This is a genomic window from Stenotrophomonas sp. 78350_Sma, from assembly GCF_056482105.1.
On the sequence record NZ_CM151182.1, the window covers coordinates 4,202,986 to 4,229,249 of the forward strand.

Annotated in this window: 25 protein-coding genes and 2 riboswitches; of the genes, 9 read left to right on the plus strand and 16 right to left on the minus strand. The window is 67.2% G+C overall.

Annotated elements, in window-relative coordinates:
* Positions 1 to 47: 47 nt before the first annotated feature.
* From ACZK4H_RS19345 to ACZK4H_RS19355, 3 genes are all read left to right on the plus strand, one after another.
* On the plus strand, positions 48 to 1,328 hold the full coding sequence (locus ACZK4H_RS19345) for an NAD(P)/FAD-dependent oxidoreductase (RefSeq protein ID WP_099554521.1): 1,281 nt from the start codon (positions 48 to 50) through the stop codon (positions 1,326 to 1,328).
* A 69-nt stretch (positions 1,329 to 1,397) separates the two neighbouring features.
* The gene (locus ACZK4H_RS19350) at positions 1,398 to 2,186 is read left to right on the plus strand and encodes a hypothetical protein (RefSeq protein ID WP_099554519.1); all 789 of its coding nucleotides are present in this window, start codon (positions 1,398 to 1,400) and stop codon (positions 2,184 to 2,186) included.
* On the plus strand, positions 2,183 to 3,823 hold the full coding sequence (locus tag ACZK4H_RS19355) for an XVIPCD domain-containing protein (RefSeq protein ID WP_099554516.1): 1,641 nt from the start codon (positions 2,183 to 2,185) through the stop codon (positions 3,821 to 3,823). Before ACZK4H_RS19350 ends, ACZK4H_RS19355 begins: the two co-directional genes overlap by 4 nt.
* On the opposite strand, the gene ACZK4H_RS19360 is transcribed toward ACZK4H_RS19355, so the two are convergent.
* From ACZK4H_RS19360 to ACZK4H_RS19375, 4 genes are all read right to left on the minus strand, one after another.
* Positions 3,815 to 4,252, minus strand: a complete 438-nt coding sequence (locus ACZK4H_RS19360) for a hypothetical protein (RefSeq protein ID WP_099554514.1) — start codon at positions 4,250 to 4,252, stop codon at positions 3,815 to 3,817. The genes ACZK4H_RS19355 and ACZK4H_RS19360 overlap by 9 nt on opposite strands.
* 3 nt (positions 4,253 to 4,255) lie before the next feature.
* Positions 4,256 to 4,687, minus strand: coding sequence for a nuclear transport factor 2 family protein (locus ACZK4H_RS19365; RefSeq protein ID WP_099554511.1), 432 nt, complete (start codon positions 4,685 to 4,687; stop codon positions 4,256 to 4,258).
* Between the two features lie 68 nt (positions 4,688 to 4,755).
* Positions 4,756 to 5,172 (minus strand): hypothetical protein, encoded by a 417-nt coding sequence (locus ACZK4H_RS19370; protein WP_099554509.1) that lies wholly within the window; start codon positions 5,170 to 5,172, stop codon positions 4,756 to 4,758.
* 142 nt (positions 5,173 to 5,314) lie between these two features.
* The gene (locus tag ACZK4H_RS19375; RefSeq protein ID WP_099554506.1) at positions 5,315 to 5,590 is read right to left on the minus strand and encodes a GIY-YIG nuclease family protein; all 276 of its coding nucleotides are present in this window, start codon (positions 5,588 to 5,590) and stop codon (positions 5,315 to 5,317) included.
* Between the two features lie 40 nt (positions 5,591 to 5,630).
* Positions 5,631 to 5,720: riboswitch (glycine riboswitch) on the plus strand.
* Positions 5,721 to 5,733: 13 nt separating this feature from the next.
* Positions 5,734 to 5,837, plus strand: a riboswitch (glycine riboswitch).
* Between the two features lie 84 nt (positions 5,838 to 5,921).
* Here ACZK4H_RS19375 and ACZK4H_RS19380 point away from each other — a divergent pair.
* The 4 genes from ACZK4H_RS19380 (at position 5,922) to ACZK4H_RS19395 (ending at position 14,121) form a co-directional block, all read left to right on the plus strand.
* Positions 5,922 to 6,539, plus strand: coding sequence for a trimeric intracellular cation channel family protein (locus ACZK4H_RS19380; RefSeq protein WP_099554504.1), 618 nt, complete (start codon positions 5,922 to 5,924; stop codon positions 6,537 to 6,539).
* A 285-nt stretch (positions 6,540 to 6,824) separates the two neighbouring features.
* Positions 6,825 to 7,991, plus strand: coding sequence for an MdtA/MuxA family multidrug efflux RND transporter periplasmic adaptor subunit (locus ACZK4H_RS19385; protein ID WP_099554502.1), 1,167 nt, complete (start codon positions 6,825 to 6,827; stop codon positions 7,989 to 7,991).
* Positions 7,988 to 11,065: a multidrug efflux RND transporter permease subunit gene (locus ACZK4H_RS19390; protein ID WP_099554500.1), complete on the plus strand. Its 3,078-nt coding sequence runs from the start codon at positions 7,988 to 7,990 to the stop codon at positions 11,063 to 11,065. The genes ACZK4H_RS19385 and ACZK4H_RS19390 overlap by 4 nt, the downstream gene beginning before the upstream one ends.
* Positions 11,062 to 14,121 carry an efflux RND transporter permease subunit gene (locus tag ACZK4H_RS19395; RefSeq protein ID WP_099554498.1) on the plus strand — a complete coding sequence of 1,020 codons (3,060 nt, stop codon included), beginning with the start codon at positions 11,062 to 11,064 and terminating at the stop codon, positions 14,119 to 14,121. Before ACZK4H_RS19390 ends, ACZK4H_RS19395 begins: the two co-directional genes overlap by 4 nt.
* A 197-nt stretch (positions 14,122 to 14,318) precedes the next feature.
* Here ACZK4H_RS19395 and ACZK4H_RS19400 read toward each other — a convergent pair whose 3' ends face one another.
* From ACZK4H_RS19400 to ACZK4H_RS19430, 7 genes are all read right to left on the minus strand, one after another.
* The gene (locus tag ACZK4H_RS19400; protein WP_049436870.1) at positions 14,319 to 15,392 is read right to left on the minus strand and encodes a 3-deoxy-7-phosphoheptulonate synthase; all 1,074 of its coding nucleotides are present in this window, start codon (positions 15,390 to 15,392) and stop codon (positions 14,319 to 14,321) included.
* Between the two features lie 295 nt (positions 15,393 to 15,687).
* A complete protein-coding gene (locus tag ACZK4H_RS19405) occupies positions 15,688 to 15,945 on the minus strand; it encodes a hypothetical protein (RefSeq protein WP_005411217.1) in 258 nt (85 codons plus the stop codon).
* A gap of 88 nt (positions 15,946 to 16,033) precedes the next feature.
* Entirely contained in the window at positions 16,034 to 16,372 is a 339-nt protein-coding gene (locus ACZK4H_RS19410; RefSeq protein ID WP_099554494.1) for a DUF6616 family protein, read from the minus strand.
* A 47-nt stretch (positions 16,373 to 16,419) separates the two neighbouring features.
* Positions 16,420 to 17,160: a DNA alkylation repair protein gene (locus tag ACZK4H_RS19415; RefSeq protein WP_099554492.1), complete on the minus strand. Its 741-nt coding sequence runs from the start codon at positions 17,158 to 17,160 to the stop codon at positions 16,420 to 16,422.
* Positions 17,157 to 17,651 carry a MarR family winged helix-turn-helix transcriptional regulator gene (locus ACZK4H_RS19420; protein ID WP_099554490.1) on the minus strand — a complete coding sequence of 165 codons (495 nt, stop codon included), beginning with the start codon at positions 17,649 to 17,651 and terminating at the stop codon, positions 17,157 to 17,159. Before ACZK4H_RS19420 ends, ACZK4H_RS19415 begins: the two co-directional genes overlap by 4 nt.
* Before the next feature lie 72 nt (positions 17,652 to 17,723).
* A complete protein-coding gene (locus ACZK4H_RS19425) occupies positions 17,724 to 19,022 on the minus strand; it encodes a sensor histidine kinase (RefSeq protein WP_099554488.1) in 1,299 nt (432 codons plus the stop codon).
* Between the two features lie 32 nt (positions 19,023 to 19,054).
* Positions 19,055 to 19,762, minus strand: coding sequence for a response regulator transcription factor (locus ACZK4H_RS19430; RefSeq protein WP_099554486.1), 708 nt, complete (start codon positions 19,760 to 19,762; stop codon positions 19,055 to 19,057).
* A 106-nt stretch (positions 19,763 to 19,868) separates the two neighbouring features.
* On the opposite strand from ACZK4H_RS19430, the gene ACZK4H_RS19435 reads away from it, so the two are divergent.
* Together ACZK4H_RS19435 and ACZK4H_RS19440 are read left to right on the plus strand one after the other, a co-directional pair.
* Complete coding sequence (locus ACZK4H_RS19435) at positions 19,869 to 20,798, plus strand: pepsin/retropepsin-like aspartic protease family protein (protein WP_099554484.1); 930 nt, start codon at positions 19,869 to 19,871, stop codon at positions 20,796 to 20,798.
* 67 nt (positions 20,799 to 20,865) lie between these two features.
* Positions 20,866 to 22,029 (plus strand): serine hydrolase domain-containing protein, encoded by a 1,164-nt coding sequence (locus ACZK4H_RS19440; protein ID WP_099554482.1) that lies wholly within the window; start codon positions 20,866 to 20,868, stop codon positions 22,027 to 22,029.
* Positions 22,030 to 22,090: 61 nt separating this feature from the next.
* On the opposite strand, the gene ACZK4H_RS19445 is transcribed toward ACZK4H_RS19440, so the two are convergent.
* From ACZK4H_RS19445 to trbF, 5 genes are all read right to left on the minus strand, one after another.
* The gene (locus ACZK4H_RS19445) at positions 22,091 to 22,702 is read right to left on the minus strand and encodes a DUF6445 family protein (protein WP_099554480.1); all 612 of its coding nucleotides are present in this window, start codon (positions 22,700 to 22,702) and stop codon (positions 22,091 to 22,093) included.
* Positions 22,703 to 23,042: 340 nt separating this feature from the next.
* The gene (locus ACZK4H_RS19450) at positions 23,043 to 23,288 is read right to left on the minus strand and encodes a DUF2274 domain-containing protein (RefSeq protein WP_000108283.1); all 246 of its coding nucleotides are present in this window, start codon (positions 23,286 to 23,288) and stop codon (positions 23,043 to 23,045) included.
* Positions 23,285 to 24,565, minus strand: a complete 1,281-nt coding sequence (locus ACZK4H_RS19455) for a TraB/TrbI/VirB10 family type IV secretion system protein (protein WP_003092274.1) — start codon at positions 24,563 to 24,565, stop codon at positions 23,285 to 23,287. The genes ACZK4H_RS19450 and ACZK4H_RS19455 overlap by 4 nt, the downstream gene beginning before the upstream one ends.
* Before the next feature lie 2 nt (positions 24,566 to 24,567).
* On the minus strand, positions 24,568 to 25,560 hold the full coding sequence (gene trbG / locus ACZK4H_RS19460) for a P-type conjugative transfer protein TrbG (RefSeq protein WP_000776560.1): 993 nt from the start codon (positions 25,558 to 25,560) through the stop codon (positions 24,568 to 24,570).
* Complete coding sequence (gene trbF / locus ACZK4H_RS19465; RefSeq protein WP_001211312.1) at positions 25,557 to 26,261, minus strand: conjugal transfer protein TrbF; 705 nt, start codon at positions 26,259 to 26,261, stop codon at positions 25,557 to 25,559. Before trbF ends, trbG begins: the two co-directional genes overlap by 4 nt.
* Positions 26,262 to 26,264: the final 3 nt, after the last annotated feature.

Genomic DNA, 26,264 nt, shown 5'->3' on the forward strand with positions numbered 1-26,264 from the left:
GAGAAGATGCCAGGCGCTTCCCCCAATGCCCCCACTGGAGTGAGTCGATGAGTCGTGAGCGCGTTCCCCACCTGGTCGTTGTCGGCGGCGGTTTTGCCGGACTCTGGGCCACCCGTGCCCTGGCCCGCGAGCGCATGCGCATCACCCTGGTCGACCGCCGCAACCATCATCTGTTCCAGCCGCTGTTGTACCAGGTGGCCACCGCGGGCCTGTCCGCGCCGGATATCGCCGCACCGCTGCGCCACATCCTCGGCCACCAGCGCAATGTGGAAGTCCGCCTGGGCGAAGTGGTGGCCATCGACAAGCAGGCCCGGCAGATCCGCATGGCCGATGGCAGCACGCTGGACTACGACAGCCTGCTGCTGGCCACCGGCGCCACCCACGCCTACTTCGGCAACGACCAATGGGCCGATGATGCGCCCGGCCTGAAGACGCTGGACGATGCCATCGCGCTGCGCCGCAAGCTGCTGCTGGCCTTCGAACGTGCCGAGGCCGAACCGGACCCGGCAAAGAAAGCGGCGTGGCTGAGCTTTGCCATCGTTGGCGGTGGACCCACCGGCGTCGAACTGGCCGGCACCCTGGCCGAAATCGCGCGGCATACGCTGCGCAATGAATTCCGCCACATCGACCCGGCCAGCGCCAAGGTGCGGCTGGTCGAAGCAGGCCCACGCGTGCTGTCCTCGTTCCCGGAAGTACTTTCGTTGAAGGCGCGCCGGCAGCTGGAAAAGCTCGGCGTGGAAGTGCTGACCGGTACCCCGGTGAGCGACATCGACAGCCAGGGTTTCAAGCTCGGCGATCAGTTCGTGCCGGCACGCACCGTGGTCTGGGCCGCCGGCGTTGCCGCTTCACCGCTGGCGCGCACGCTGGAGGTGCCGCTGGACCGCGCCGGACGCGTGCAGGTGCAACCGGACCTGACCCTGCCCGGTCATCCCGAGCTGTTCGTGGCCGGCGACCTGGCCGCGCTGAACCAGGCCAACGGCAAGCCGGTACCCGGTGTGGCGCCCGCGGCCAAGCAGATGGGCAAGTACGTGGCCGAGGTCATCCGCGCACGCCTGCACGGCAAGCCCGAACCCGGTCCGTTCAAGTACGCCGACTACGGCAATCTGGCCACCATCGGCCGCATGGCCGCCATCGTGCACCTGGGCAGACTGCAGCTGTCGGGCATCCTGGCCTGGTGGTTCTGGCTGGCCGCGCACGTGTTCTTCCTGATCGGTTTCCGCAACCGCATCGTGGTACTGCTGAACTGGGCCGTGGCGTACTGGAGCTACCAGCGCAGTGCGCGCATCATCTTCGGCGATGACCAGGACGACCGGCGGCCGAGGCGCTAGGTCCCGGGCCCCGGTGGCCTTCACGCACGGGCTGCTAGCGTAAGCCGGTCGCTCATGGAATGAAGCCGCATGGATCTGCTGAAATGGTTGCCCGCCCTGGTCGCAGCCGCCCTGCTCTCGGGCTGTCCTGCGGGGCAGTCGCAGGCGGAAGTCTCCGCCCCCTCGCCAGCGCCCTCTCCGCGCCTGTCACCCGGTACCTACTCGACCGAGCGAGGATGGGGACAGCTGCTGCTGCAGGCACGCCCTGGCAGCACGTCGCTGCAGTTCCATCTGGAGACTGAATCCTCCGGCGCCGGATGCAGCCTGGCGGGCACGCTCGGCGACGATCTGCAGTCCGTCGCGGTGGATCCCGCACCCGGCGCAGCGCAATGCCTGCTCACGATGCAACCTACCGCCCAGGGCATCGAGGTCGGTACGCGCACGGCCGATGCCTGCGCCGCCTACTGCGGCAGCAACGGTGGGTTCAAGGGCCACTACCTTGCGGTGAGCGACCGTTGCATGACGGACAACGTTGCCGCCGCGTTGCGCCAGGCGGCTGCAAAGACCGCGCCGTATTCCGCCGCCGGCACCGCCAGCACGCTGGAAGCGCTCCAGGCATCCTGCGCGGATACGCTTCCATTGAGCACGATCGCCGACATCAGGCTGGCGATCGCTTCGGCCCAGCATGACGCGGGAAACAACGCGGCCTGCCAGGCCGCACTGTCGCCCTATGCCGAAGACGCCGCGCGCAGCGATGACGAACTTGCAGACGGGATGTCACCGGCTGCAGCGGACGAGTACGTCGGCCTCATCGCATCCGTGCGCGAAGCGCTGAAGATGTGTGGACGCACCGCCAACGGCAAGGAGAACAGCCCATGAGCACCGCACCGCAGGATCGTCCGCAGCTCAGCGATGCGCAGCTGCGCACACTGGCCTACTTCGCCATCGGCGTGGCCTCCGAGGGCAGCAACGCCGGCCGCAACGTGGCCTACCAGCTGTCCTTTGCCGGCAACATCAGCGGCAATGTCATGACGCCGGTGGGCAACAGTGGTTTTTCCATCGGCACGCTGCAGACCGATCTGGGCCAGCACCCGGAGGTGGCGACCCAGCTGGTGGACGCCTATCAGCGCTGGGCGCGCCAGCAGCAGCCCTCGCTGGAGCTTGATGCACGCCAGCGGCAGCAGACGGTTTCCGACCTGCAGCGCGATGGCGACGGCATCAGGGCACAGAATGGGCGCGCATTGGATGGGACCGTCCGCGGACATCTGAACACCTTCCTTGCATCCAGCGACGGCGTTGCGTTCGTGCATGCACACGATGTCAGCCAGGTCGACCGACTGCTCCGCCACGGCGATGGCCGCCGGGATCCTGGCGGCGCGATGCAGCAGCTGCGCGGCACGGACCTGTACCAGCATGCGTCGCTGGATGACCAGGCCAAGCTTGCCACCATGCTGATGAAGCTGGAGAACCAGGCAGGGTTGAGCCGCTATCCTGGCGTTCTGCGGTCGATTGCCAGCGGCGATCTGGCCAGCGTGGATGACGTCAAGACACGGATCGACGGCATGCTTCCCAACCGCGTCGTACGCGGCAGGGAACAGCCGGACTACCTGGAAAGCGGCGTGGAGCACGCCCTGAAGGGCACCGAGGTCTTCAACCGGTTGCGAGCCGCAGGGCCAGGCAATCCGATGCGCGATGTGTTCGCCGGTGTCTCCGCCGACCCGCTGGCCAGCCCGGTGGCGCTGGCTGCCGATCGCGCACACCCCGAGGCCCTGCATCGCTACGAAGTGGTCAAGACCCTGTTCCTGCAGAACACCGAGGCACCGGCCTACCTCGATGCCCTGCAGCACGGGCGCTCACATGCCTGGGGCCGCCCGCAGGCGGCCGGCAACTCGCCGGCCACCGCCGGCCTGTACGCCTCCGGCGATGATCTGGTGATCTGGAACCGGGACGGTCGCGGCCACGCTTTCATCGATGGCCAGTGGTCCACCGTGCCGCGTGCGGAACTGCATCGCCAGCAGAATGCCGACGGCTCCATCGACCTCAACCGCGCCCCGCGCAACGGGATGCCCGAACAGCTGCTGCACGTCGAACCCGCACAACAGGAGCGACGGCGTGCCGCGCTTTCCGACCCGCTGCTGCAACAGGCCGAGGAGGCGGTGCGGCGCCTGGAAGACAGCCGGGCCCAGCCTTTCGGCGAAAACGCGCAACGCCTTGCAGCCAGCTCGACCTGCCTGGCCCGCGAGGCCGGGCTGACACGCATCGACCATGTCGTGCTGGGCGCCTCGCCTTCGCAGGATGGCAGGGCGGAAACGCTCTTCGTCGTGCAGGGCGATCCGTCCGACCCGGCCCATCTCAGGGCACAGATGCCGGCCGCGCAGGCATTTGCCACCCCCGTGGACACGTCATTGGCGCAGTTGCAGACGATGAATGACGCACACCGACAGACCGATGCGCGCTCCCGGCAGGAGGAGCTGGATCACCAGAGCACCCTGTCCCAGCAGGCCCGGTCAGTCTGATCCGCGCCCATGCAACGGTCGGGGCGGGCAGTACCCTTCGGCTCGCGCCGTGCCGGCGATCTGCCGTGACGACCAGTGCCGGGTGATCCAGATGGTCAGTGCTGCCGAGCTCAGGTGCCAGCGCAGCATGCTGTGGCGTGGATGGTGGCCGAGGTGGACGCGTGCGATCCAGGAGGCTTCGAGCTCGACATCCGGCACGTTCACCTTCGTATTCACCCCCACGTGGCGCGCCGTGAATCGCCATGGATCCATCGGTACGTGGTGGGCATAGGTCGCAGCACCACACGCGCCGCCGCTCCGCGCGGAATCGACGGGTTGCGGCCGGCCCCCGGTCGCGACCAATCCCAGCGGATACAGCAGGCCCGGCAGCAGGGCCAGGAAGGTCAACAGCAGAAACAGCGCGATCCACGCCCGGCCCGCCGCACGCATCGGTCACTGCGCCTTCGGCTTCGGGTACCACAACGCGTTGACGATGACCCAGCGCTGCTCGAAGCGCCCCATGTGGAAGTAGTCGACGAACCACGGTGTTTCCAGCCGCACCGAGGCAGCGTTGCCGGTCACATCCAGTACGGTGCAGCGGCGGTCCCATTGCTCCTTCGGGGTCTTCAGCGCGCCCTGCTTCGTCAGTGAGACCAGTTCTTCCTTGGACATCCGGCGCAGTCCAAGGCGCTCATCGGGTGTATCACCGAGGACCGCGCGCTTGGCCAGGTCCGGGTGCAGGGACCGGGCGACGCGCTGTGGGTCCGCCTCCAGCTGGCCGTCGACGTAGTCATGGCAGGTGGCTTCGATGGCCGCGATGGTGGCCGGGTCGGCGGCGGGGCTTGTGGCTGCGGAAAGGGCGAACAGCAGGGCGATCGTGGACATCCGGGTCTCCGGCGCTGAGGGCTGGGCGATCATGGCACGTGCAAGCCGCATCCAGGCATGGCGTGGATCTACGGCATCAGGCGCATTTCGTCGGTGCCCAGCTGCATGTACATGAACGCAGCGGCTTCTTCAGACATGGGCTGCCCCTGCGGGAAGCTGTCCAACCAGACGGTGATGCGCGCATGGCGCCCCGCCAGCGCATCCGCCAATGCCTGCTTTTCCGCGTCAGTGGCACGCTCCTGCATTTCGTTGCGAAGCATGTCATCGCCGATCCCCCACTTTTCCGCGAACGGGATCAGATCGACCAGATCGGGAGGGACCCGGTCACGACGCAGGTGGATCGGTTCGGGTGTGCTCGGGCCGTACGCGGCCAGCTCAGCGGCGGTGCCGATCTGCCCATGCTGCAGTGGCGGTGGCGACGGTGCCTGGGTGCAGGCCAGAAGGGCCACGCAGGCAGTCAACAGCAGTATCCCGCGGTTCTTCATCGGACGGATCCATGTGTCGATGGGTGTGGCGATCATGGCACGTGCAAGCCGCATTCAGGCATGGCGTGGACCTACCGTAGAGCCGAGCCCATGCCCGGGTCCTGCAACGGGCAGACGGAACAGCAGCCGAGCGCGGGCTCGGCTACAGAAGTCCAGCGTCCAGGGCCTGCAGCCACGCCAGCTTGCGTTCGCGCGGCTGCTGCTTGAGTTGCCATTCGGCGCGCGAGGCGGCGGAACGGTCCGGGTATTCGCGCACGGCCAGCACGCGCAGTGGCGGCCGCGACCGTGTGTAGCGCGCGCCCTTGCCCGCCTGGTGGGCGGCGAAGCGTGCGTCCACGTCGGTGCTGATACCTGCGTAATAGCTGCCATCGCGGCATTCGAGCAGGTACAGGAACCACGGGCGGGGGGACGGGGCCATGCCGGGATTATGCCGTGCTGCACTGCAGCGGATATACTGGCGGCCGAATGCAGGAGAGAGGCGCCGCGCTGGCGCCCGCCGAAGGCGCAGGCTCCCATGATCGCTCAGGCCGGTGGGCTGGAATCCCACCAACCATGCATTCGACTCGCCGAGCTGGAGAGAGGTCACCGGGCATGCCCGGGACGATCCGCCGAAGGGGCACGCGGCCCACGCCGCTGAACTCTCAGGCAAAAGGACAGCGGGAGCGGCACCGGTCATCGTCATCCCGTCATTGCGCAGGCAGTGGCGGTAGTCGCGCATGGCCGGCCCCACCGCGCCCGGAGCCTGCCCCATGCTGCTGTCCATCATCTACCTGATCGCCATTTCCGCTGAAGCCATGACCGGCGCGCTGTCCGCCGGCCGCCGCCGCATGGACCTTTTCGGCGTGGTCATGATCGCCTGCGTCACCGCCCTTGGTGGTGGTTCGCTGCGCGACATCCTGCTCGGCCACTACCCGCTGGGCTGGGTGAAGCATCCCGAGTACCTGGGCTTCACCGTGTGCGCGGCGCTGATCGCTACCTGGGTGGCGCGCTGGATGCACCACTTCCGCCGCACCTTCCTGGTGCTGGACGGGCTGGGCCTGATCGCCTTCACCCTGATCGGCTGCTCGATCGCACGCGAGGCCGGCCATGCCACGCCCATCGTACTGATTGCCGGCATGCTGACCGGTGCGTTCGGTGGCGTGCTCCGCGACATCCTCTGCAACGAAGTACCGCTGATCTTCCAGAAGGAGCTGTACGCGATCATCGCGCTGCTGACCGGCGCGGCGTACCTGTTGCTGCTGCACTGGGGCGTGGCCGACGCCACCGCGATCCTGTGCTGCCTCGGCGGCGGCTTCGCCCTGCGCCTGCTGGCGATCCACTACCGCTGGGAAATGCCGAAGTTCGTCTATCACGACGAAGTGCATTGATGGTTTGACGGTCGTGCCGGCCGCTGGCCGGCAACACTGCATACGCCCGCAGATTCCAGCAGGTTGCCGGCCAGCGGCCGGCACCACCGATTGCGTTGCATGACCAAGGTCACGCGGCGACGGTTCGCGTAAACCGCTACCATTGACACCCCGTCGCACGCGCGACGGCATCCAGCCACGCCGCGCCCGCGGCCCCGCCAGACACTCCCTCCCCGCTGCCCGTGGTGCCCGTGAACGCGCCGACGGGCCCGCATGTCCCTGCGCGCGCAGGGCGCAGGATGCCCCATGTCTGTCGCCGAAAATTCCCGCTTCCGCCGTGCCCGCTCGTTGTGGGCGGTGCTGGCCCTTGCCCTCGTCGCCGTTCTGGCGTGGTGGCTGTGGCCCCGGAACGACGCCGGCAGCCGCGACGATGCACCGGGCAAGACGGTGCCGGTACGCGTGGCGCGCGCCAGTGCCGAGCCGCTGGTGCTGCGCCTGAAGGCGGTCGGTACGGTCACCCCGCTGCACAGCGTGGTGGTGCGCAGCCGCGTGGATGGCGAACTGCTGCGCCTGCACTTCCAGGAAGGGCAGCAGGTGAACGCCGGCGACCTGCTGGCGCAGATCGACCCACGCCCGTATGAAGTGAAGCTGGCGCAGGCCCAGGGCACCCAGCAGCAGAACCTGGCCGAGCTGGAAAACGCCGAACGGCAGCTGCAGCGCTACCGCGAACTGCAGAAGCAGAACTACGTGTCCGGGCAGGAACTGAGCGACCAGCAGAGCAAGGTGCGCCAGCTGCAGGGCCGCCGGCTCAGCGACCAGGCGTCTGTTGATGAAGCACGCCTGCAGCTGCAGTACACCCGCATCACCGCGCCGGTCAGTGGCCGCGTCGGGCTGCGGCGGTTGGACGTGGGCAACCTGGTACGCGCCAGCGATGCCGAAGGCCTGGTGACGCTGGCGCAGACTGCGCCGATCAGCGTGCTGTTCACCGTGCCCGAACCCGAGCTGCCTGCACTGCTCGATGCCGTGCAGGCGCAACCGTCGCTGGCGGTGGAAACCTGGGACCGCGAAGAACGCCGGCAGCTGGCGCGCGGCTCGCTGTCCAGCCTCGACAACCGCATCGATACCACCACCGGCACGCTGAAGCTGCGTGCGCACTTCGACAACCACGATCTGGCGCTGTTCCCCAACCAGTTCGTCAACGTACGCCTGCAGCTGGGCGAGCAGCCCGCCCTGCTGATTCCCGATGCCGCCGTACAGTTCGGCAGCCAGGGCAACTACGTGCATGTCGTCGGCAAGGACAACACGGCGCAGCGGCGCGTGGTAGTGCTCGGCCCTGCCGATGACGGCCGCGTGGCCGTGCGTTCGGGCTTGGCCGCAGGTGACCAGGTGGTGATCGAAGGCATCGACGGACTGGAAGACGGCACGGCGGTGGAGATCATCGCCGGGGAGGCCGCGACCAAGGCCGGCGCATGAACCTCTCGCGTCCGTTCATCCTCAGGCCTGTCGCCACCACGCTGCTGATGGTGGCGCTGCTGCTGTCCGGCGTGCTGGCCTATCGCCTGCTGCCGGTGGCTGCACTGCCACAGGTCGACTACCCGATCATCCAGATCACCACGCTGTACCCCGGTGCCAGCCCGGAACTGACCACACGCACGATCACTGCGCCACTGGAGCGCCAGCTCGGGCAGATTCCCGGCCTGAAGCAGTTGTCGTCGACCAGTTCCGGCGGTGCGTCGGTGATCACCCTGCAGTTCGGACTGAAGGTGTCGCTGGGCGTAGCCGAACAGGACGTGCAGGCCGCGATCAACGCCGCCGGTAGCTTCCTGCCCGGCGACCTGCCCGTGCCGCCGGTCTACCGCAAGGTCAATCCGGCCGATACGCCGATCCTGACCCTGGCGGTGACCTCGCAGGGCCTGTCGCTGCCGCAGGTGCATGACCTGGTGGATACGCGCATCGCGCAGCGCCTGGCGCAGCTGCCCGGTGTCGGCCTGGTCAGCCTGGCCGGTGGCCAGCGCCCTGCCGTGCGTATCCAGGTCAATCCGGCGGCACTGGCCGCCAACGGCCTGGGCATGGACCACATCCGCACCGCCATCGCCGCGGCCAACGTCAACCTGCCCAAAGGCAGTTTCGATGGCCCGATCCGCGCGGTGATGCTCGATGCCAACGACCAGATGCGCAGCGTGGATGAGTACCGTGCCCTGGTACTGGCCTGGCGCGACGGTGCGCCGCTGCGGCTGGGCGACGTGGCCACCATCACCGATGGCGCCGAGAACCGCCAGTTGGCCGCCTGGAGCGGCACCATGCCGGCAGTGCTGGTGAACATCCAGCGCCAGCCCGGTGCAAACGTGATCGCCGTGGTCGAGCAGGTGCGCGCGTTGCTGCCACAGCTGCAGGCCACGCTGCCGGCCGGCGTGCAGATGAACGTGCTGAGCGACCGCACCGAATCGATCCGCGCGTCGGTGCGCGGCGTGCAGAAGGAACTGGTGCTGGCCATCGGCCTGGTGGTGTTGGTCACGTGGGTATTCCTGCGCAACCTGCCGGCCACACTCATTCCCAGCGTCGCGGTACCGCTGTCGCTGATCGGTACCTTCGCAGTGATGCTGCTGGCCGGCTATTCACTCAACAACCTCACGCTGATGGCGCTGACCATCGCTACCGGCTTCGTGGTGGACGACGCCATCGTGATGCTGGAGAACATTGCCCGCCATCTGGAAGAAGGTGAAAGCCCGCGCGAAGCCGCGCTGAAGGGGGCGGCCGAGATCGGCTTCACCCTGGTGTCGCTGACCGTTTCACTGATCGCGGTGCTGATCCCGCTGCTGTTCATGGCCGACCTGGTGGGCGCGCTGTTCCATGAATTCGCGGTGACACTGGCGGTAGCCATCGGCATCTCGCTGCTGGTCTCGCTGACGCTGACGCCGATGCTGTGCGCGCGGTTCCTGAAGCCGCACGCGAAGACCGCGCATGCGCCCGATGTGTTCGACCGCATCATCGCCCTCTACGACCGACAACTGCGCTGGGTGCTGCAGCGCCAGCCGCTGATGCTGCTGGCCACCGTTGCCACGCTGGCACTCACCGTGGCGCTGTACTTCGCCGTGCCCAAGGGCTTCTTCCCGGTGCAGGATGCCGGCCTGGTGCAGGGCATCAGCGAAGCGCCGCAGGCCATCTCGTTCCAGGCCATGCGCGAGCGCCAGCAGGCGCTGGCCGCCACCATCGAAGCGGACCCGGCGGTGGCCAGCGTGTCCTCGTACATCGGCGTGGACGGCAACAACGCCACGCTCAATACCGGACGCCTGCTGATCGAACTGAAACCGCATGGCGACCGCGATGGCGCCGCCGTGGTGATGGAACGGCTGCAGCAGCGCGTATCGAAGATTCCCGGCATCACCCTGTACCTGCAGCCGGTGCAGGAGCTGGGCATCGAAGACCGCATCAGCCGCACCCAGTACCAGTTCACCCTGACCACGCCGGATCTTGAAGCACTGGAGCGCTGGACCCCGGAGCTGCTGCAGGCGCTGCGCCAGCAACCGGCGCTGCGTGATGTCGCCAGCGATCTGCAGATGCAGGGACGGCAGGCACGGGTGAACATCGACCGTGATGCCGCGGCGCGTCTGGGCGTAAGCGTCGAAGCCGTGGCCGATGCGCTGTACGACGCCTACGGGCAGCGTCAGATCTCCACCATCTTCACCCAGGCCAGCCAGTACCGCGTGGTGTTGGAGGCCGACCCATCGCGGCAGCCGGGACCGGAAGCCATCAGTGGCCTGCGTGTGCGCAGCAGCAGCGGGCAGACCGTGCCGCTGGGTGCGGTGGCACGCGTGGATCTGGGCCCGACCGCCCTGCTGCGCAACCATGTCGGCCAGTTCCCGGCGGCCACGCTGTCATTCAATCTGGCCCCGGGCGCATCGCTGGGCGAAGCGGTGGAGGCTGTGCACGCCGCACGCGCACACGTGGATCTGCCGCAGAGCATCGAGCTGCGCCTGCAGGGTGCCGCAGCGGCGTTCAGCAGTTCGCTGTCGTCCACACTGTGGCTGATCCTGGCTGCAGTGGTGGTGATGTACATCGTGCTGGGCGTGCTCTACGAGAGCTTCATCCATCCGGTCACCATCCTCTCCACCCTGCCTTCGGCAACGGTCGGCGCGCTGGCCGCGTTGTGGGTGAGCGGACGCAGCCTGGACCTGATCGCGGTGATCGGCATCGTGCTGCTGATCGGCCTGGTGAAGAAGAACGCGATCATGATGATCGACTTCGCGCTGGACGCGCAGCGCACACGCGGCATGACGCCACGCGAGGCAATCCACCAGGCGGCACTGCTGCGCTTCCGGCCGATCCTGATGACCACGCTGGCCGCACTGTTTGGCGCGGTGCCGCTGATGCTGGCCAGTGGTTCCGGTGCCGAACTGCGGCAACCGTTGGGCTGGGTGATGGTGGGCGGATTGCTGGTCAGCCAGGTACTGACCCTGTTCACCACGCCGGTGATCTACCTCGCCTTCGACCGCCTGCAGCGCGGCCACGCGGCAGCAACCACCGTCGCTGAAGAGGCCAGCGCGTGACCCCTGTGGAGCGCCTGGCGCAGGCCTGCGTGCAGCGGCCGGTGGCCACGATCCTGTTGGCGGTTGCGCTGGTGCTGGCAGGCCTGCTGGCGCTGCGGCTGCTGCCCGTGGCACCGCTGCCACAGGTGGACTACCCGGCCATCGAAGTCAGTGCCAGCCTGCCCGGTGCCTCGCCCGAGTCGATGGCGGCCACCGTGGCCACGCCGCTCGAACGTGCGCTCGGCAGCCTGCCCGGCATCTCGCGCATCGACTCGGCCAGCACCCAGGGCCAGACCCAGATCGAACTGAAGTTCGTGCTCGGCCGCGATATCGATGAAGCCGCACGTGAAGTGCAGGCCGCGATCAACCTTGCACGTGGGCAGCTGCCCAGTGGCATGCCGGGCATGCCGCAGTACCGTAAGGTGAACCCTTCGCAGGCACCGATCCTGGCATTGGCACTGACCTCGGACACCTTGTCGCCCGGGCAGCTGTACGACCTGGCCTCCACCGTGCTGGCGCAGAAACTGTCGCAGGTACCGGGCGTGGGCGAAGTCCAGGTCGGTGGCAGCGCACTGCCGGCGGTACGCGTGTCATTGGATCCAAACGCGCTGAACCATGCTGGATTGGCACTGGAGGACGTGGCGCGGGCCATCGCACGTGCCAATGCGGTGCGCCCGCTGGGCGCGGTGGGGGACGCGCGCCAGCAATGGCAGCTGGAGGCACCGCTGCAGCTGCGCCAAGCCACCCAGTACCGCGAACTGGCGTTGAAGGTCAGCGACGACCGCACGCTGCGACTGGGCGATGTCGCCGCCGTCGCCGATGGCGTGGAGGACCGCTACGCCAGCGGCTTCCACAACGACCGCCCCGCCGTGCTGCTGATCGTCAGCCGCCAGCCCAATGCCAACATCATCGCCACCGTCGATGCCATCCAGGCGCAGCTGCCACAGTTGCATGCACTGCTGCCCTCCAGCGTTGACATGCGCCTGGTGATGGACCGCTCGCCGGTGATCCGCGCCACGCTGCAGGAAGCGGAGATGACGCTGGTTCTGGCCATCGTACTGGTGGTGCTGGTGGTGCTGGGCTTCCTCGGCCACTGGCGTGCGGCGCTGGTGCCCAGCGTGGCGATACCGGTGGTGCTGTTCGGTACGCTGGCGCTGATCGCGCTGATGGGATTCTCGCTCAACACGCTCTCGCTGATGGCCCTGATCGTGGCCGCCGTGCTGGTGGTGGACGATGCCATCGTGGTGCTGGAGAACATCGCCCGCCATCGCGAACTCGGGGCGGACCGCTGGCAGGCTGCGGTACGGGGTGCGTCGGAAGTCGGTGCCACGCTTCTGTCGATGAACATTGCACTGGCCGTGGTGTTCGTCTCCATCCTGTTCCTGGATGACTTCGTCGAACGCCTGTTCCGCGAATTCTCGCTGACCCTGGTAGCGGCGATGGCGGTCTCCGTGCTGGTCGCGTTGAGCCTGGTACCGATGCTGTGCGCGCGATTGTTTATCGATCCCGGGCAGCAGCCATCACGCTGGCAGCGCGGCAGCAATGCGCTGTTCGAACGTGTGCGCGGCGCTTACCTGCGCACCCTGCAGGCCAGCCTGCGCCGGTTGCGCTGGCCGTTGCTGGCCTTCGTTGCGGTCATCGCGCTCAACGCCTGGCTGTTCCAGCAGGTGCCCAAGGGCATCGTGCCCAAGCAGGACACTGCACAGCTGCGTGGTTTCGCCCGCGGTGACGACGGCCTGTCATTCCAGGCCATGCAGCCGAAGATCGACGCGTACCGGAAACTGCTGCTGTCCGACCCGGCCATCGAGGACATCATCGGCTACATCGGCGGCAGCAACGGCGTGAACAACGCCTTCATCATGATCAAGATGAAGCCGCTGGCCGAGCGCAAAGTCTCCAGCCAGCAGGTGATCGACCGCCTGCGCGCGCGGCTGCCCAAGCTGCCCGGCGGCAATCTCTATCTGTGGGTGGACCAGGACATCCGCCTGGAAGGCGCCGGCAGCAGCGGCAAGTACGAGTTCCAGTTGCTTTCAGCCGATACCACGCCCCTGCGCGAATGGGCACCGAAGGTGGCTGCCGCCCTGCGTGGCCTGCCCGAACTGGTGGACGTGGAAGCACAGGGCGAAGCAGGCATGCGCCAGGTGGTGCTGGACATCGATCGCGAGGCGGCCGCGCGGCATGGCGTGGACCTGCGCACCGTCGCCAGCATGCTCAACAACTCCTTCAGCCAGCGCCAGGTGGCCACGCTGTACGACAGCCTCAACCAGTACCGCGTGGTGATGGAGCTGGACCCGAAGCACACCCAGCACCCCGGCACGCTGGCGCAGCTGCAGGTGATCGACGGCAACGGCCAGCGCATTCCGCTGTCGAGCATCGCCAGCTGGCGCTATGGCATGGCACCGGACCGGGTGTATCACAGCGAACAGTTCGCCTCGATCTGGATCGAGTTCGCGCTGGCACCTGGCGTGGGGCTGGAACAGGCCACGCAGGCGATCGATGGTGCGATGTCGAAACTGATGCTGCCACGTTCGGTGCAGGGCAAGCTGTCCGGTGAGGCCGGCGGCCTGGATCAGCTGCGCGCGCGCCAGCTATGGCTGGTGCTGGGCGCCACGCTGGCGGTCTACCTGGTGCTGGGCATCCTCTACGAGAGCTTCCTGCAGCCGCTGGTGATCCTGTCCACCCTGCCCTCGGCCGGTGTCGGCGCGCTGCTGGCGTTGTGGGTGTTTGGCAACGAGTTGAACCTGATCGCCCTGCTCGGCTTGTTCCTGCTGGTGGGCGTGGTGATGAAGAACACCATCCTGCTGGTGGACTTCGCGCTGGCCGGCGAGCGGCGCGGGCTGAGCGCGCAGGATTCAGTAATGGAAGCCGCGCGGTTGCGCCTGCGGCCGATCCTGATGACCTCGCTGGCGGCACTGCTTGGCACGCTGCCGCTGATGCTGGCCAACGGCGAGGGCTGGGAACTCCGGCAACCGCTGGGTATCGCCATTGTGGGCGGGTTGCTGGTCAGCCAGTGGCTGACGCTGTATACGACCCCGGCGATGTACCTGGCGCTGGCAAGCTTGCGCACGAGACGGTGAACGGGTCAGCGCCATCCACGCATGGCGTGGATCTACCGGAGAGCCGCGTCACCACCCCGGCGATGTACCTGGCGCTGTCGCACATACGCAGCGCCAGGCGCATCGCCGGTGCGGACGGATCGGCCTCCAACTCCGACCGACCCCGATCGCGGCCGCACCCCCGCAGGCGCTGGCCGCCATCCACACACGTGCCGCACTCAAGCGGCTTCGGACACCTTCACGTCGCGACGGGCGCGCACGGCCGCGGCCAGTCGCTCCAGCACAGTCACGGTGGTGTCCCAGTCGATGCAGCCATCGGTGATGCTCTGCCCGTAGACCAGCGGCTGGCCTTCCACCAGTTCCTGGCGGCCACCGACCAGATGGCTCTCGATCATCACGCCAACGATGCGCTGTTCGCCGTCTTCCAGCTGAACGGCGATGTCGTCGATCACCTTCGGCTGGTTCTCCGGGTTCTTCAGGCTGTTGGCGTGGCTGGCGTCGATCATCAGGCGCGCCGGCAGCTTGGCCTTGGCCAGCACCTGGCAGGCCTCGGCAACACTGCCTGCGTCGTAGTTCGGCTGCTTGCCGCCCCGCAGGATCACATGGCAATCCGGATTGCCGGTGGTCGACACGATGGCGGTGCCGCCCTGCTTGGTGACCGACAGGAAGTGATGCGGATTGGACGCCGCGCCCACCGCGTCAGCAGCGATCTTCACGTTGCCATCGGTGCCGTTCTTGAAGCCGACCGGGCACGACAGCCCCGAGGCCAGCTCGCGATGCACCTGGCTTTCGGTGGTGCGTGCACCGATCGCGCCCCACGCCACCAGGTCGGCGATGTACTGCGGCGAGATCACGTCGAGGAACTCGACACCGGCCGGCAGGCCGAGCTTGTTGATGTCGCGCAGCAGGCCACGGGCGATGCGCAGGCCCTTGTCGATCTTGAAGCTGCCGTCCAGGTCCGGATCGTTGATCAGGCCCTTCCAGCCCACCGTGGTGCGCGGCTTCTCGAAGTACACGCGCATGACGATTTCCAGTTCGCCGGCCAGCGCATCGCGCAGCGGCTTCAGGCGCTGGGCGTACTCGATGGCGGCCTTCGGGTCGTGGATCGAGCACGGGCCCACCACCACTGCCAGGCGGTCGTCACGGCCGTGCAGGATCTGGTGCAGGGCCGCGCGCGAGGCGCTGACGGTGTCGGAGGCTTCATCGTCACAGGGCAGCATCGCCAGCAGCTGGGCAGGCGGTGTCAGCGGTTCGATGGTGCGGATACGCAGGTCGTCGGTGTGCGGGGGCATTGGGGGAGGTCTCCGGAACGTTGGGGGTCCCCAGCGTGGCGGCATGAAAAAAGCCGCCAGGTTCGCTGGCGGCTTTCGGGAATGCGTCTGAAGCTTTCTTCAGGGTGAGCGCAGTCCTTCCTCCGCCAGTGGCTTCGGAAAGTAATACCAGTAAAAGCTGGTGGGGGCTGCGTTCATGGGTTCTATTGATAGCACAGCTTTTGCGCAGTGCAAAATGTTTCATCCGCAACTGGGGGCGCGGTTCAGCGATGCGCCTGCCTGCGTCGTCTACGCGGCGGCAGCCACGCCAAATCGCTCATTTGCCATGCACTTCCACGTCCAGCAGCAGGCCCTCGTGGATGTCGGCCCAGCGCTCCAGCACGCGGTCCAGTTCCTGCCGGGCCTCGTCCAGCTGCTCGGGGTTGAGCAGGGAACGCGCGGTGTAGAGGTCGGAAACCAACCGCCGCAGGGCCGATTCCTGGATGGCCACTGACGGCCCCTCCAGACCCGGCAACTGCAACGCCGGGCTGTCGCCAAGAGGGCCGAACAGCGTGACCTGGAGCGTGCTCTGCATGATCGACTTCCCTGCGGATGGACATGGCAATGTCCTGTTTACCGCGTCTGGGTGACAGGCGCATGTGCCATGCGCGTCCGGGGTGCCGCTACAAGGCAGCCAGATCGGCCAGGTGCTGGACCATCCCCTCGTCCACGCCCAGGGCGTTGGTGGTGGTGAAGTACTGATGCCAACCGGTGGCGGCAATGCCGGCCACCAGCGCATCGGCATCCGCGCGGCTTGCACAGCGCCAGACCGCATAGAACTGCTCATCGCTGCCGTGCTGTACGCCCGTGGCAATGCGGCCCATCGCCAGCGGTGTGATGTGGGCTGGATCGAACTGCTGCATGCCAGCTCCGATCCGGGCAAAGAAGGCATTCCGCTGCTCGGGCGGGAGTGTCGTCCAGGCAGGCGTGGCGGTATAGAGCTCGATGAAGGTGTGCGACATGGTGGTTCTTCCTTGAGGGTTCGGGGCTTGCCGGCCAGCGGCCGGCACTACCGGAGCGAGCGCAGTGCGCGCTTGCGGATGTAGGCGTTGGCGCCGCCATCGTGTTCGCGCTGCCAGCGCGCGCACAGATCGCGCAACCAGTGCGGCCGGGTCTTGCCGGCGTCGTTGAGCCAGTTGCCCACGGAGTCCTGCACGTAGCGCTCCGGGTCGTTGGCCAGTGCTTCCAGCAGCGGCAATGCATGTTCCGGGTGCCGCTTGAACAGCGCGATATGCGTGGCCCAGACGCCGCGCGGGCGCAGCGCCTCGCAGGCGAAGCGGCGCAGGTACGGCGATGCTTCCTGTGTCCACGGTTGCAGGTACTCAAGCGCCTGCATCGGCGCGGCAACGATGTCCGTGCGTAGCGCCAGCCACGCCCATTCGCGCACACCGAAGTGTGGGTCATCGGCCAGCGCGCGCATCTGCTGCAGCTTCCCTGCCAACGTTGCGCGGGCATTGCTGCCGATCAGATAGCAGGCCCAGCCGCGCACGGTATCGGACGCATGATCCTGCCATTGCGCGGGATCGCCCTGCCCGCTTTCGCGCAGCAACCGGGCAGCCAGGGCCATGCGTTGGGTGATGCCCTTGCCTTCAGCATCGCGCATACGGTGCAGCGCGTCATGTTCAACTGCGGGTACCACCGCCTGCAGCAGCGCACCAAAATCCACCGCCAGGCATTCGGCCAGATGGCTGGCGGCGACGCTGCCAGTGTTGAGCGCATTCAATCGCTCAGCCGTCAGGATCCTGCTCATGCCCCACGACCTGTATCGGTGTGCTGCCAGACCTTGTGCAGCAGCTGTGACAACTGCTGCTGTTCTTCTGCGCCCAATCCGCTGAACAAGCCCCCTATCCATTGCGTGTGCTGGTTGAACAGCGTCTCGGCCAGGCGCCTCCCCTGTGTGGTCAGCACGATCTGAAGGCGCCTGCCGTCTTCGGCGTCACTGCGTCGCTGCAGCAGCCCTTCGCGCTGCAGGCCATCGATCAGGCCACTGACCGTGGCGCGGGTGACACCTGCACGCTCGGCCAATTCATGCGGTGGCAGCGTGCCACCGGCACCGTGCAGCAGGAAAAGCACGATGAAACGCCCTTCACTGAGCCCGTGCGGCGCCAGGCGCGTGGCGCAGTCGCGGTCGATGGCCGATGACAGCGACAGCAGCTGGAAGCACAGGCGCAGCTGCGCGACACCGGTATGGCCGCGTCGTTGCGCCTCATCCAGCAGGGCACTGTGCTTGGCTTCCAGCATGGCTTCATCCAATATGATTAGGCGCCTAATCATATTTCAAAAAATAGGCATTACGCCACTGTCCAGGTGATTTCAGGAAGCCGGCCCCAGCAGCAGGCGTGCGATCAGTCCGCCGCCATCACGCTGCAGCAGCAGAAGCTCGCCCCCATGCCGTCGTGCGACGTTGGCCGCCACCGCCAGGCCCAGGCCGGTCCCACCCGTGGCGCGGCTGCGTGAGCTCTCGCTGCGCTGGAAAGGTTGCAGCAGGCGTTCACGATCGTCCTCGGCGATGCCTGGGCCGCGGTCCATCACATCCAGCTGCATGCGATTGCCTGCCATGGCGGCGTGCAGGTCTACGGCACCGGCGTAGCGGTCTGCGTTGTCGATGAGGTTGTCGATTGCCCGCCGCAGCAGGAGCCCGTCGCCCCGCCACGGCAGTGTGTCCGGGCCCTCGATGGAGATCGAGACGCCGCGCAGCAGGGCACTGTGCACGCATTCCTCCAGCAACGCGGCCAGGTCCAGCGGCCGCAACTGCAGTGGTTGCAGTTCGCCGCGTGCGTAATCGAGCACCTGCTCGATCATCGTATCCATGCGTTCGATGTCCGCCACCATCCGCGCCGCCTGTGGCGCAGGTGCGAATTCGGCGCGCAGGCGCAGGCCGGTCAACGGCGTGCGCAGGTCGTGCGCTACGGCGGCCAGCATGTGGGTCATGTCCTGTGCCTGCGCGCGCAAGCGATCGCGACCGGTGCTGATCGCGGAAGCCAGCATCTGTACTTCGCGTGGGCCGTCATCCGGCAACGGCGTATCGGCCTGCAGGTCAACCCGTGCGCCGGCCTCGGCCAAGCGCCGCAGCGGGCGTCCCAGGCGGATCGAGGCCCACGCCGCCAGCGGCGCCAGCAGGACTGCACCGCCCAGCAGGGCGAGCACCACCTGGCGGCGCCAGGTCGCCAGATCACTGTGGTCGCTACCGACCACCCGCCAGCGGCCATCGGCCTGGCGTACGCCCAGTTCAAACGGCGGCCATTGCATGGCGGTCAGTACCGCAGCCTGCGCCTTCAATACACCGGCCCGCGCCGTGGCATCGAGCACCGCACCGCCTTCGATGACCTGCACATCGGGCGCCTTGCGCTGTCCGCTCCAGACCAGGCGTACCTTTTCCGCCGGCACGCCCATCTGCATCGCAGCCAGTTGCGTGAGCCAGTCGCTGGCACTGCCCTGTGGCGGCGAATCCTGCATCGCCAGATGCAGGCCCAGTGGCGCTGCCGCCTGCTCCCCTCGCAGCACCTGCACGGCCTGGTCCAAGCGCATCGGCGGCGGCGCGGGCCGAGGCATCCAGCCAACCACGGCTACGCTGACCAGTGTCGCCAGCAGCAGGCTGGCCAGGGCCAGCATTGCGATCCAACGCGCAGTCGGCCACCGGCTGCTCACAACACCTGTACCTCAGCGTCGAAGCGATAGCCTTCGCCACGCGATGTCTGCACCAGGGCTTCCGCACCGGGTGATGCCTGCCCGAGCTTGCGGCGCAGCCGGCTGATCGCCAGGTCGACCGCGCGGTCGACGCTGTCACTGGGCTCGCCACGGCTCAGCTGCAGCAGCTGCTCGCGCCCCAGCACCCGCCCGGGGCGTTCGGCCAGCGCCAGCAACAGGCTGAATTCACCACGGCTGAGCACCAGCTCATTCCCATCCGGTGCCAGCAGGCGACGTTGTTCCGGCAGCAACCGCCAACCAGAAAAGCGCAGTTCACTGGCTACCTGCCTGCGCAGCTTGTCCTGCCGGCGCAGCAGCGCGCGTACCCGCGCCAGCAGCTCGCGCGGGTCGAACGGCTTGGCCAGGTAATCGTCCGCGCCCATCTCCAGGCCGATCACCCTGTCCGGTGCGCTGCCCATCGCCGACAGCATCAGGATCGGAATGGCCCGTGCATGCAGCCGGCGGCACACCGACAGGCCATCCTCACCGGGCATCATCCAGTCGAGGATGATCACGTCCGGGCGATCGACCTGCAGCAGCACGTCCAGCGCCGTCGCGTCCGCGGCCACCCGCACCTGGTAGCCATGCAGCAACAGGCAATCGGCGATGGCATCACGGATGCTGGCGTCGTCATCGACAACGATGACACGGGCGGGAGTAGGCATGCGGGCAGTATCAGGCAGGTCTGTATCAGGACGGTATCAACGCCGATATTCCCGCGATACGCCGCTGCGCGCCAATGGTCACCCATGATCACTGCGGAGACTTGCCTTGCGCCTCATCCCATTCCTCCTGCTTGCTGCCCCGCTGCCTGCGCTGGCGTCCGATGCCCCCGAACACATCCTGCCGATGTGGATGCAGGGCGGTCATCCGGCCGTGGCCGTGTCGCTGGACGGGCGTGCCGAACCGCTGCGCTTCGTGGTCGACAGCGCTGCAGGCGCAACCCTGGTCGATGACCGCGTCGTGCGGCGCTATGGCCTGGAGGATGCGGATGCAGAGGTATCACAGGCCCAGGGGGCGAGTGCAGCTTCCGCACGGCTGCAGCGCATGCGCAGCACGTCCTGGCAGCTGGGCAGTTGGCAGCTGCAGGCCCAAGCCATGAAGGTCGATCTGTCGTCGTTGCCGAAGGACGATGATCCGGCCATTGACGGCTTGATCGGCAACGATCTGACCGGGCGCTGGGACACCCGTTGGGACTTCGGCCGCAATCAACTGGCGCTGTGGACACCCGGCGGATTGAACCTGGAAGGACCGGGTTGCCAGCCCAATGCGCTGCCCGGCCGTACTGACGGCCTGCGGCAGTTCGGCTTCATCACGCTTGCACTGGGCGCGCCCGCTGTGGACGCCATCGCCGTGGTCGACACCGGTGCCGCGCAGACCGTCCTCAACGCTGAAGCGGCCCGCGCACTGGGGCTGCGCACGGACGGCAGCGACGCACGGGTGCGGGTGCGTGAAAAGGGCACCGCAGGCCTGGGCGGCGGAAAGCAGGCGACCTGGCTGTACACCCTGGCCGGCATGACCGGCAGCGGCTGGCAGCACCCGTCGATGGAGGTCCGCATCAGCGAACTGCCGGTGTTCAAGGCGATCGGACTGGAGGCCCGGCCGGCGCTGATCCTCGGTGCCGATGCAATGCGCGGCGGCCAGGTGGACATCGGTGCCGGCGCGGCCCGGATCTGCCTGCGCCGGCCGCAGGCCAGCTGACATCTGGCAATGACGCCAGCGGCAGCCTGGCGTAGCATCGCCGTGCGCCCCACCAGGAGTTCCACGCATGTGCCGTGCCACCCTGATGTTGCTGACGCTGCTCCCGCTGGCGGTGCTGGCCGCGCCGCCACCCGTGCCCTCGCCCACTCGCATCGATGCCGAAGCACAGCGGCTGATGCAGGCGGCCCATGCGCGCGGGATGGCGCTGGCGGTGATCGATGACGGCAAGGTGGTGCATGTGGCCGCCTACGGTGAACGCAACGCCGCAGGCGAGCCGCTGCGCACCGACACCGTGATGTACGCTGCGTCACTGACCAAGATGGCCTTCGGCCACCTGGTCGCACAGCTGGCGCAGGACGCGCGTATCGATCTCGATGCCAGCATCGCTACCGCCCTGGACAAGCCGCTGCCGGACTATCCGCCCGAAACGAAGAAGTACGCCGACTACAGCGTGCTGGCCGATGATGCACGCTGGCGCCAGCTCACCCCTCGCCTGCTGCTCAACCACGCCAGTGGCTTTGCCAACTTCGGGTTCCTCGAACCGGACGGCCGGCTGAAGTTCCACTTCGATCCGGGCAGCCGCTACGGCTATTCCGGCGAAGGGTTGATCCTGCTGCAGTTCGTGATCGAACGCGGGCGGCTGGGCGAGGATGTGGGCACGTTGATGCAGCAGCGGGTGTTCGACCGCTTCGGCATGACCCGCACCAGCATGATGTGGCGCGAGGACTTCGCCACCAACCTGGCAGACGGCTGGACCGTGGAGGGCACCGCCGAGCCGCACGATGAGCGCAGCCGCGTGCGTGCGGCCGGTTCGATGGATACCACCATCGCCGACATGGCCCGTTTCGCCGCTGGCTACGTGCGCGGCGATGGGCTGTCAGCGGCGATGCGCAAGGAGCTGGTGCGGCCGCAGCTGGCGATCACCACCGCCAGCCAGTTCCCTACCCTGCAGCCGGAGCTGCCGAAGGCGCAGCAGCGCAAGGACCTGGCGGCGGGCCTGGGCGTGGTGACGTTCCGTGGCCCGCAAGGCGCGGGCTTCTACAAGGGCGGCCACGATGATGCGGTGGGCAACACGCTGGTGTGCGTGGAGCGGCAGCAGCGCTGCGTGGTGATCCTGGGCAACGATGTGCGCGCCGAAGCGACCTTCCCGGCGCTGGTGGCCTTCGTGCTGGGCGACACCGGCGTGCCGTGGCAGTGGGAGTACGGCGCGGCGAAGGCATTCGTCGAATGAGGGGGCAATGACGCCTGCGCGGCTACCTCGGTAGATCCACGCCATGCGTGGATGGCATTCCTCAACGCGCCTGCTCGAAGAACATCAGGTAGACCAGCCGCCCATTCTCCGGCCGGTCGCCGAAGGCCGGGCCAGCGGTATGCCAGAACCACGGGCGCAGCAGCACCAGGCGGTTGAAGCGCATCGGGATGCGCATGGTCAGCTCCCACTGGCTGTCGTCGACGCTGTCGCGCTCGATGATGTCGCGATGCATGTCGCCGCCATTGGCGTAGCCCAGCGCAGCCAGCTCGTGGGCGTTCAACGCCATGCGCTCGGTATTGGTGCGGCGGTGGCGGAAGAACTCGGTACCGCCTTCGCATTGCTCCGGAGCGCTGAGGTAGAGGATGCCGGACCAGTGCGAATGATCGGTGTGCACCTTGGCGCGACCGACATCGCTGGCCAGGGTCAGCCGGAACTTGCCGTGCGACTGCAGCGGATCGACCGGCCGCAGGGGTTCGTTGACCAGCCGCGATGCGGCCTCGGACAGGCCGTCCAGCTCCAGCCGTTCGAGCGAATTGCGGCCGGGGAACGCGCCCTCCTGCGCCGGGTAGGTCAGGCCCAGGCCGGCCTGGCGCAGGCCGTGCGCATCGGCCGGAGAGAGGAAGTCGTCGACGACGATGAACGAGGTAGGCATGGTCGCCGAGCGTAGCGACGCGGCGCCATGGCGGCAACCGGGCAACAAAAAAGTGCCGGTGTCAATTCTTTCGCGCAAATCAAGAAGGACTTGAAACCGTATATGGGACAGTAGGTTAGCTCCTTTCGGGGCCGCTTAGAAGAAGAGCGGCGTTGTCGGCTAGGAGCGACATAGGAGCGTTGGGAGAGAAAGCCGCATCGCACTGTGTAGTGCTGGATTGCCGAGGAACGGCGGGCCTGTCGCATCATCATAGCCCAACAGGCTCGGCGGCATCCAGAATGAAGAACGCGCAGCCTGGGCTGCGCGTTCGATGGATGCCGTTGAATAGCATGCGGTGCAATCATGGCGGCTTCGGTGGTGTGCTGCGGGTCGCCGTGCCCTTCCTGAATCCTCGATCCCCCGCCATGAACGCTTCCAGCATATGCGGGATCAGCGTCGCCGCATCAACGGCCTCGCCATACGCCTGCGCGTGTAGCGCGGCGTAGCGGTCGAGGTCGACTTTCAAGCTGGTCGGGCAAACGAAAGTCAGCTTGGTGCTCTCGGTCTTCGGCAGCGGGCCGAGCCGCAGCTTCTTGGTCGTGCTCATCGTGAAGTCCCCCGGTTGAAGAACAGCGGCTGGTACGGCCGCAGCACCAGATCCCGGTTGACGATGATGCGAACCGGCAGGCCCGGCCGTTGCGTTAAGGTCGGCTGGATGTTGAGGTTGCGCCGGGTCATCTCCTGGCCGACCTGATTGATGCTGTCCTGCGCGCTGTCGCGCCCAGCGATGATGACGCGATCACCATCCTGCCGGTTCTCCGGCGCGGCCAGCTCGGCACCGACGCCCAGCAGCGTGGTGAGTGCCGCACCGGCAAAGATGCGGCCCCAGTGGTAGTCCACATCGTCCTCCAGCCCGGCATAGCCGGCTGGGTCGGTGCCGGCCAGGTTGTCGAGCGTGAGCGAAGACGTGTCCGGCAGGATGATCCGGTTCCAGACGACTTGAACGCGGCTCTGCCCGTAGCTGACCTGGCTGTTGTATTTGCCCAGGATGCGCGAACCCTGCGGAATCAGCAGGAAGCGCCCGGTGGCTGTGTCATAGACCGGCTCCGTCACCGTGGCGATCACGTCGCCGGGCAAGTCCGACTTGATGCCCGTCACCAAGGCACCTGCGACCACTGTTCCGGCCATAACCTGATACGGCGAAATTGGCAGAGTCAGATTGCCGGAATTACGGGTTTCAGTGGGGCCAGCTTTCATGAAAGCCTCTTTCTGGTCTTGCCGGTTTTGCACCGCTGTCGGGTCAGCAGGTTGGGCCGCCGTGGAGGCCGGCCCGGCCGCCAGCGGGTCAAACGCCGCATTGGCGGCGAAGCCCGGCGCAGCGGCCACCTGTGTCTGCGCTACCGGCGCCGCATTCTGCCCACCCGAGCGGAAGAACACGGACGAGGCCGCGGCCGCCTCGGCTTCTTTTCGCAGGGCATCGTTCGGGTCGTGACCGGGGGCCGCGTAGGCAGCCGTCGCCGGTTGCTGCGACTTCACGATAGCCGGGCCAAGATCGCCCGGCAGCGGTGGCCCTAGTTCGGGAACGGCAGGCAGCAACGCCGGCGGCAGCTTGGAATAGTCCGTCGGCAGCGCATCCAGTCCTTCCGACTTTGACACGCGATCGACGTTGTAAAGCTCGGTCTGCTCGCCTGTGCTGCGTCGATGAGGTTGCAGCGACCACATCAGCGCGCCGAGCACGGCGACCGCTAGGACGCCGGCAAGGATGGCCAGCGAGCGCCGGTTCAGGCGTGTGACTGGACGCGGCTGGGCGCGCAGCGCCACTGCCTCCGGCGCCACCTTGTCCGCCTGCGGCGCGGCAAGGTCGGGAGTGTCATCCTGGCTCATGGTCAGTTCCTCCGTGCAACACCATCGGTGCGCTCGATCCGCACCACGTCGCCGCCATCGCCGCCCAGCCGCAGTTCGGCCGCGCCGAACAGGCGATCCACGACGTAGTACGGCGAGCGAAAACGGTAGTTCACCAGTTGCCCGTCGCCCTGCGCGCCGATGACAAACAGCGGCGGCAGCTCGCCCTGGGCGATGCCCGGCGGGAACTGGATATAGACCTTCTCTCCATCATCGAAGGCGCGCAGAGGCTTCCACGGCGGGTTGCTGCCCGATACCGCGTAGCGGAAGCGGATCTTGTCCAGCGACAGGCCCGTATCGACAGGCGTTGTTGCCTGCGCTGCCTGCGCCTGGCGCTGCAACGCGAGCATTCGGTCTTTCGGATAGTCCCAGGACACCGACGCCATCCATGCCCTCTCGGTCGAGGTCAGCTCCAGCAGGTAGGTGCGCCGACTGGTGGTGATGACGAGATTGGTTTTCAGACCGGAGCGGATAGGCTTGACCAGCACATTGACGCGCAGATCGGCCCCGCCGCCGCTGGACGTGTCGCCCACGATCCAGCGCACGGTATCGCCGGCGGCGACCGTTACCAGTTCCTCGCCCGGTTGAAGCGAAACCACCGTCACGCGCCCCGGCGACGCATAGACCTGATAAAGCGCGCCATCGGTGAACGGCCACACCTGAATCGCGTTGACGTAGCCCTCACGGGTAGGCGCGATACGCGCTTCTGCATTGGCACGGGAAACGCGCACCTTTTCGTCGGCCGGCTCCGGCGCAACGGGGGCCTCATCGAGTTCCGGCAGGGGCTTCAACTGCGCCGGCAGCGCCAGCGGTTCAGGGACGGCGACGACTTCGACGGGCTTGGGCGGTTCGGGCAACGGCTGGGCCAGCACCGTCTCGTCGAGCGAGATGGATGGCGGCGGCTTCCCCTGCGAGGCGCAGCCCGCGAGGGCCAGCAGCGTCAAAGGAACAACGTAAAGGCGGAAACGAAGTTTCATGGTTTGGCTCCTTCGGAAGAATCCAGTTCGCGGCTCCATGACAGGCCGTTGACGTAGATACCCAATGGGTTCTTGAGCAGGCGCTGTTCAGTACGCGGGGTTTGCAGGACGGTCGAAAGCACGGCGTTCCAGCGTTCGGTGCCGGCGGGCGCACCGTTGACATAGCGCTGCTCTGTCCAGCGCACGTTGAAAGACGTGTCGCTCGCGCGAACCACGCTGGTGATTTGCACCGTTACCGATTCCTTGCCGATGCGGGCGAATGGGTCATTGGTGCGGGCGTAGTCGTTGAGCACCGCCGCGCCCTTGTCGGTGGTGTAGTCGTAGGCATCGAGCCAGTTCTGCCGCACCACGATGGGGTCGATGGACAGCGAGCGAACCAGCGTCACGAAGCGCGCCAGGTGGTGCGCGATCTGCGCGTCGCCGGGCCGGTACGGCGTGGCGGCCTCTCCCACGGCGCGCACCTGCCCGGCTTGATCGACCTCGATGACATAGGGCGTCACGATGGACTGCGCCGAGCGCCACACCAGGCCGCCGGCCATCAACAGCGCGAGCACTAGGCAGCCGAAGGCCATCAGGCGCCAATTCTTCGCCTGCACGCGGGCGGAGCCGATACGGTCGTCCCACACCTGGGCGGCGGCTTGATACGGGGTGGCAGGCTGCGGCGTATCGGCGTAGCGCACCTGCGGTCGTTTGAATCGCATGGG

Coding starts and splice junctions, on each gene's coding strand:
- ACZK4H_RS19345 (WP_099554521.1), top strand. CDS start 48: ATGAGTCGTGAGCGCGTTCCCCACCTGGTCGTTGTCGGCGGCGGTTTT.
- ACZK4H_RS19350 (WP_099554519.1), top strand. CDS start 1,398: ATGGATCTGCTGAAATGGTTGCCCGCCCTGGTCGCAGCCGCCCTGCTC.
- ACZK4H_RS19355 (WP_099554516.1), top strand. CDS start 2,183: ATGAGCACCGCACCGCAGGATCGTCCGCAGCTCAGCGATGCGCAGCTG.
- ACZK4H_RS19360 (WP_099554514.1), bottom strand. CDS start 4,252: ATGCGTGCGGCGGGCCGGGCGTGGATCGCGCTGTTTCTGCTGTTGACC.
- ACZK4H_RS19365 (WP_099554511.1), bottom strand. CDS start 4,687: ATGTCCACGATCGCCCTGCTGTTCGCCCTTTCCGCAGCCACAAGCCCC.
- ACZK4H_RS19370 (WP_099554509.1), bottom strand. CDS start 5,172: ATGAAGAACCGCGGGATACTGCTGTTGACTGCCTGCGTGGCCCTTCTG.
- ACZK4H_RS19375 (WP_099554506.1), bottom strand. CDS start 5,590: ATGGCCCCGTCCCCCCGCCCGTGGTTCCTGTACCTGCTCGAATGCCGC.
- ACZK4H_RS19380 (WP_099554504.1), top strand. CDS start 5,922: ATGCTGCTGTCCATCATCTACCTGATCGCCATTTCCGCTGAAGCCATG.
- ACZK4H_RS19385 (WP_099554502.1), top strand. CDS start 6,825: ATGTCTGTCGCCGAAAATTCCCGCTTCCGCCGTGCCCGCTCGTTGTGG.
- ACZK4H_RS19390 (WP_099554500.1), top strand. CDS start 7,988: ATGAACCTCTCGCGTCCGTTCATCCTCAGGCCTGTCGCCACCACGCTG.
- ACZK4H_RS19400 (WP_049436870.1), bottom strand. CDS start 15,392: ATGCCCCCGCACACCGACGACCTGCGTATCCGCACCATCGAACCGCTG.
- ACZK4H_RS19405 (WP_005411217.1), bottom strand. CDS start 15,945: ATGCAGAGCACGCTCCAGGTCACGCTGTTCGGCCCTCTTGGCGACAGC.
- ACZK4H_RS19410 (WP_099554494.1), bottom strand. CDS start 16,372: ATGTCGCACACCTTCATCGAGCTCTATACCGCCACGCCTGCCTGGACG.
- ACZK4H_RS19415 (WP_099554492.1), bottom strand. CDS start 17,160: ATGAGCAGGATCCTGACGGCTGAGCGATTGAATGCGCTCAACACTGGC.
- ACZK4H_RS19420 (WP_099554490.1), bottom strand. CDS start 17,651: ATGCTGGAAGCCAAGCACAGTGCCCTGCTGGATGAGGCGCAACGACGC.
- ACZK4H_RS19425 (WP_099554488.1), bottom strand. CDS start 19,022: ATGCTGGCCCTGGCCAGCCTGCTGCTGGCGACACTGGTCAGCGTAGCC.
- ACZK4H_RS19430 (WP_099554486.1), bottom strand. CDS start 19,762: ATGCCTACTCCCGCCCGTGTCATCGTTGTCGATGACGACGCCAGCATC.
- ACZK4H_RS19440 (WP_099554482.1), top strand. CDS start 20,866: ATGTGCCGTGCCACCCTGATGTTGCTGACGCTGCTCCCGCTGGCGGTG.
- ACZK4H_RS19445 (WP_099554480.1), bottom strand. CDS start 22,702: ATGCCTACCTCGTTCATCGTCGTCGACGACTTCCTCTCTCCGGCCGAT.
- ACZK4H_RS19450 (WP_000108283.1), bottom strand. CDS start 23,288: ATGAGCACGACCAAGAAGCTGCGGCTCGGCCCGCTGCCGAAGACCGAG.
- ACZK4H_RS19455 (WP_003092274.1), bottom strand. CDS start 24,565: ATGAGCCAGGATGACACTCCCGACCTTGCCGCGCCGCAGGCGGACAAG.
- trbG (WP_000776560.1), bottom strand. CDS start 25,560: ATGAAACTTCGTTTCCGCCTTTACGTTGTTCCTTTGACGCTGCTGGCC.
- trbF (WP_001211312.1), bottom strand. CDS start 26,261: ATGCGATTCAAACGACCGCAGGTGCGCTACGCCGATACGCCGCAGCCT.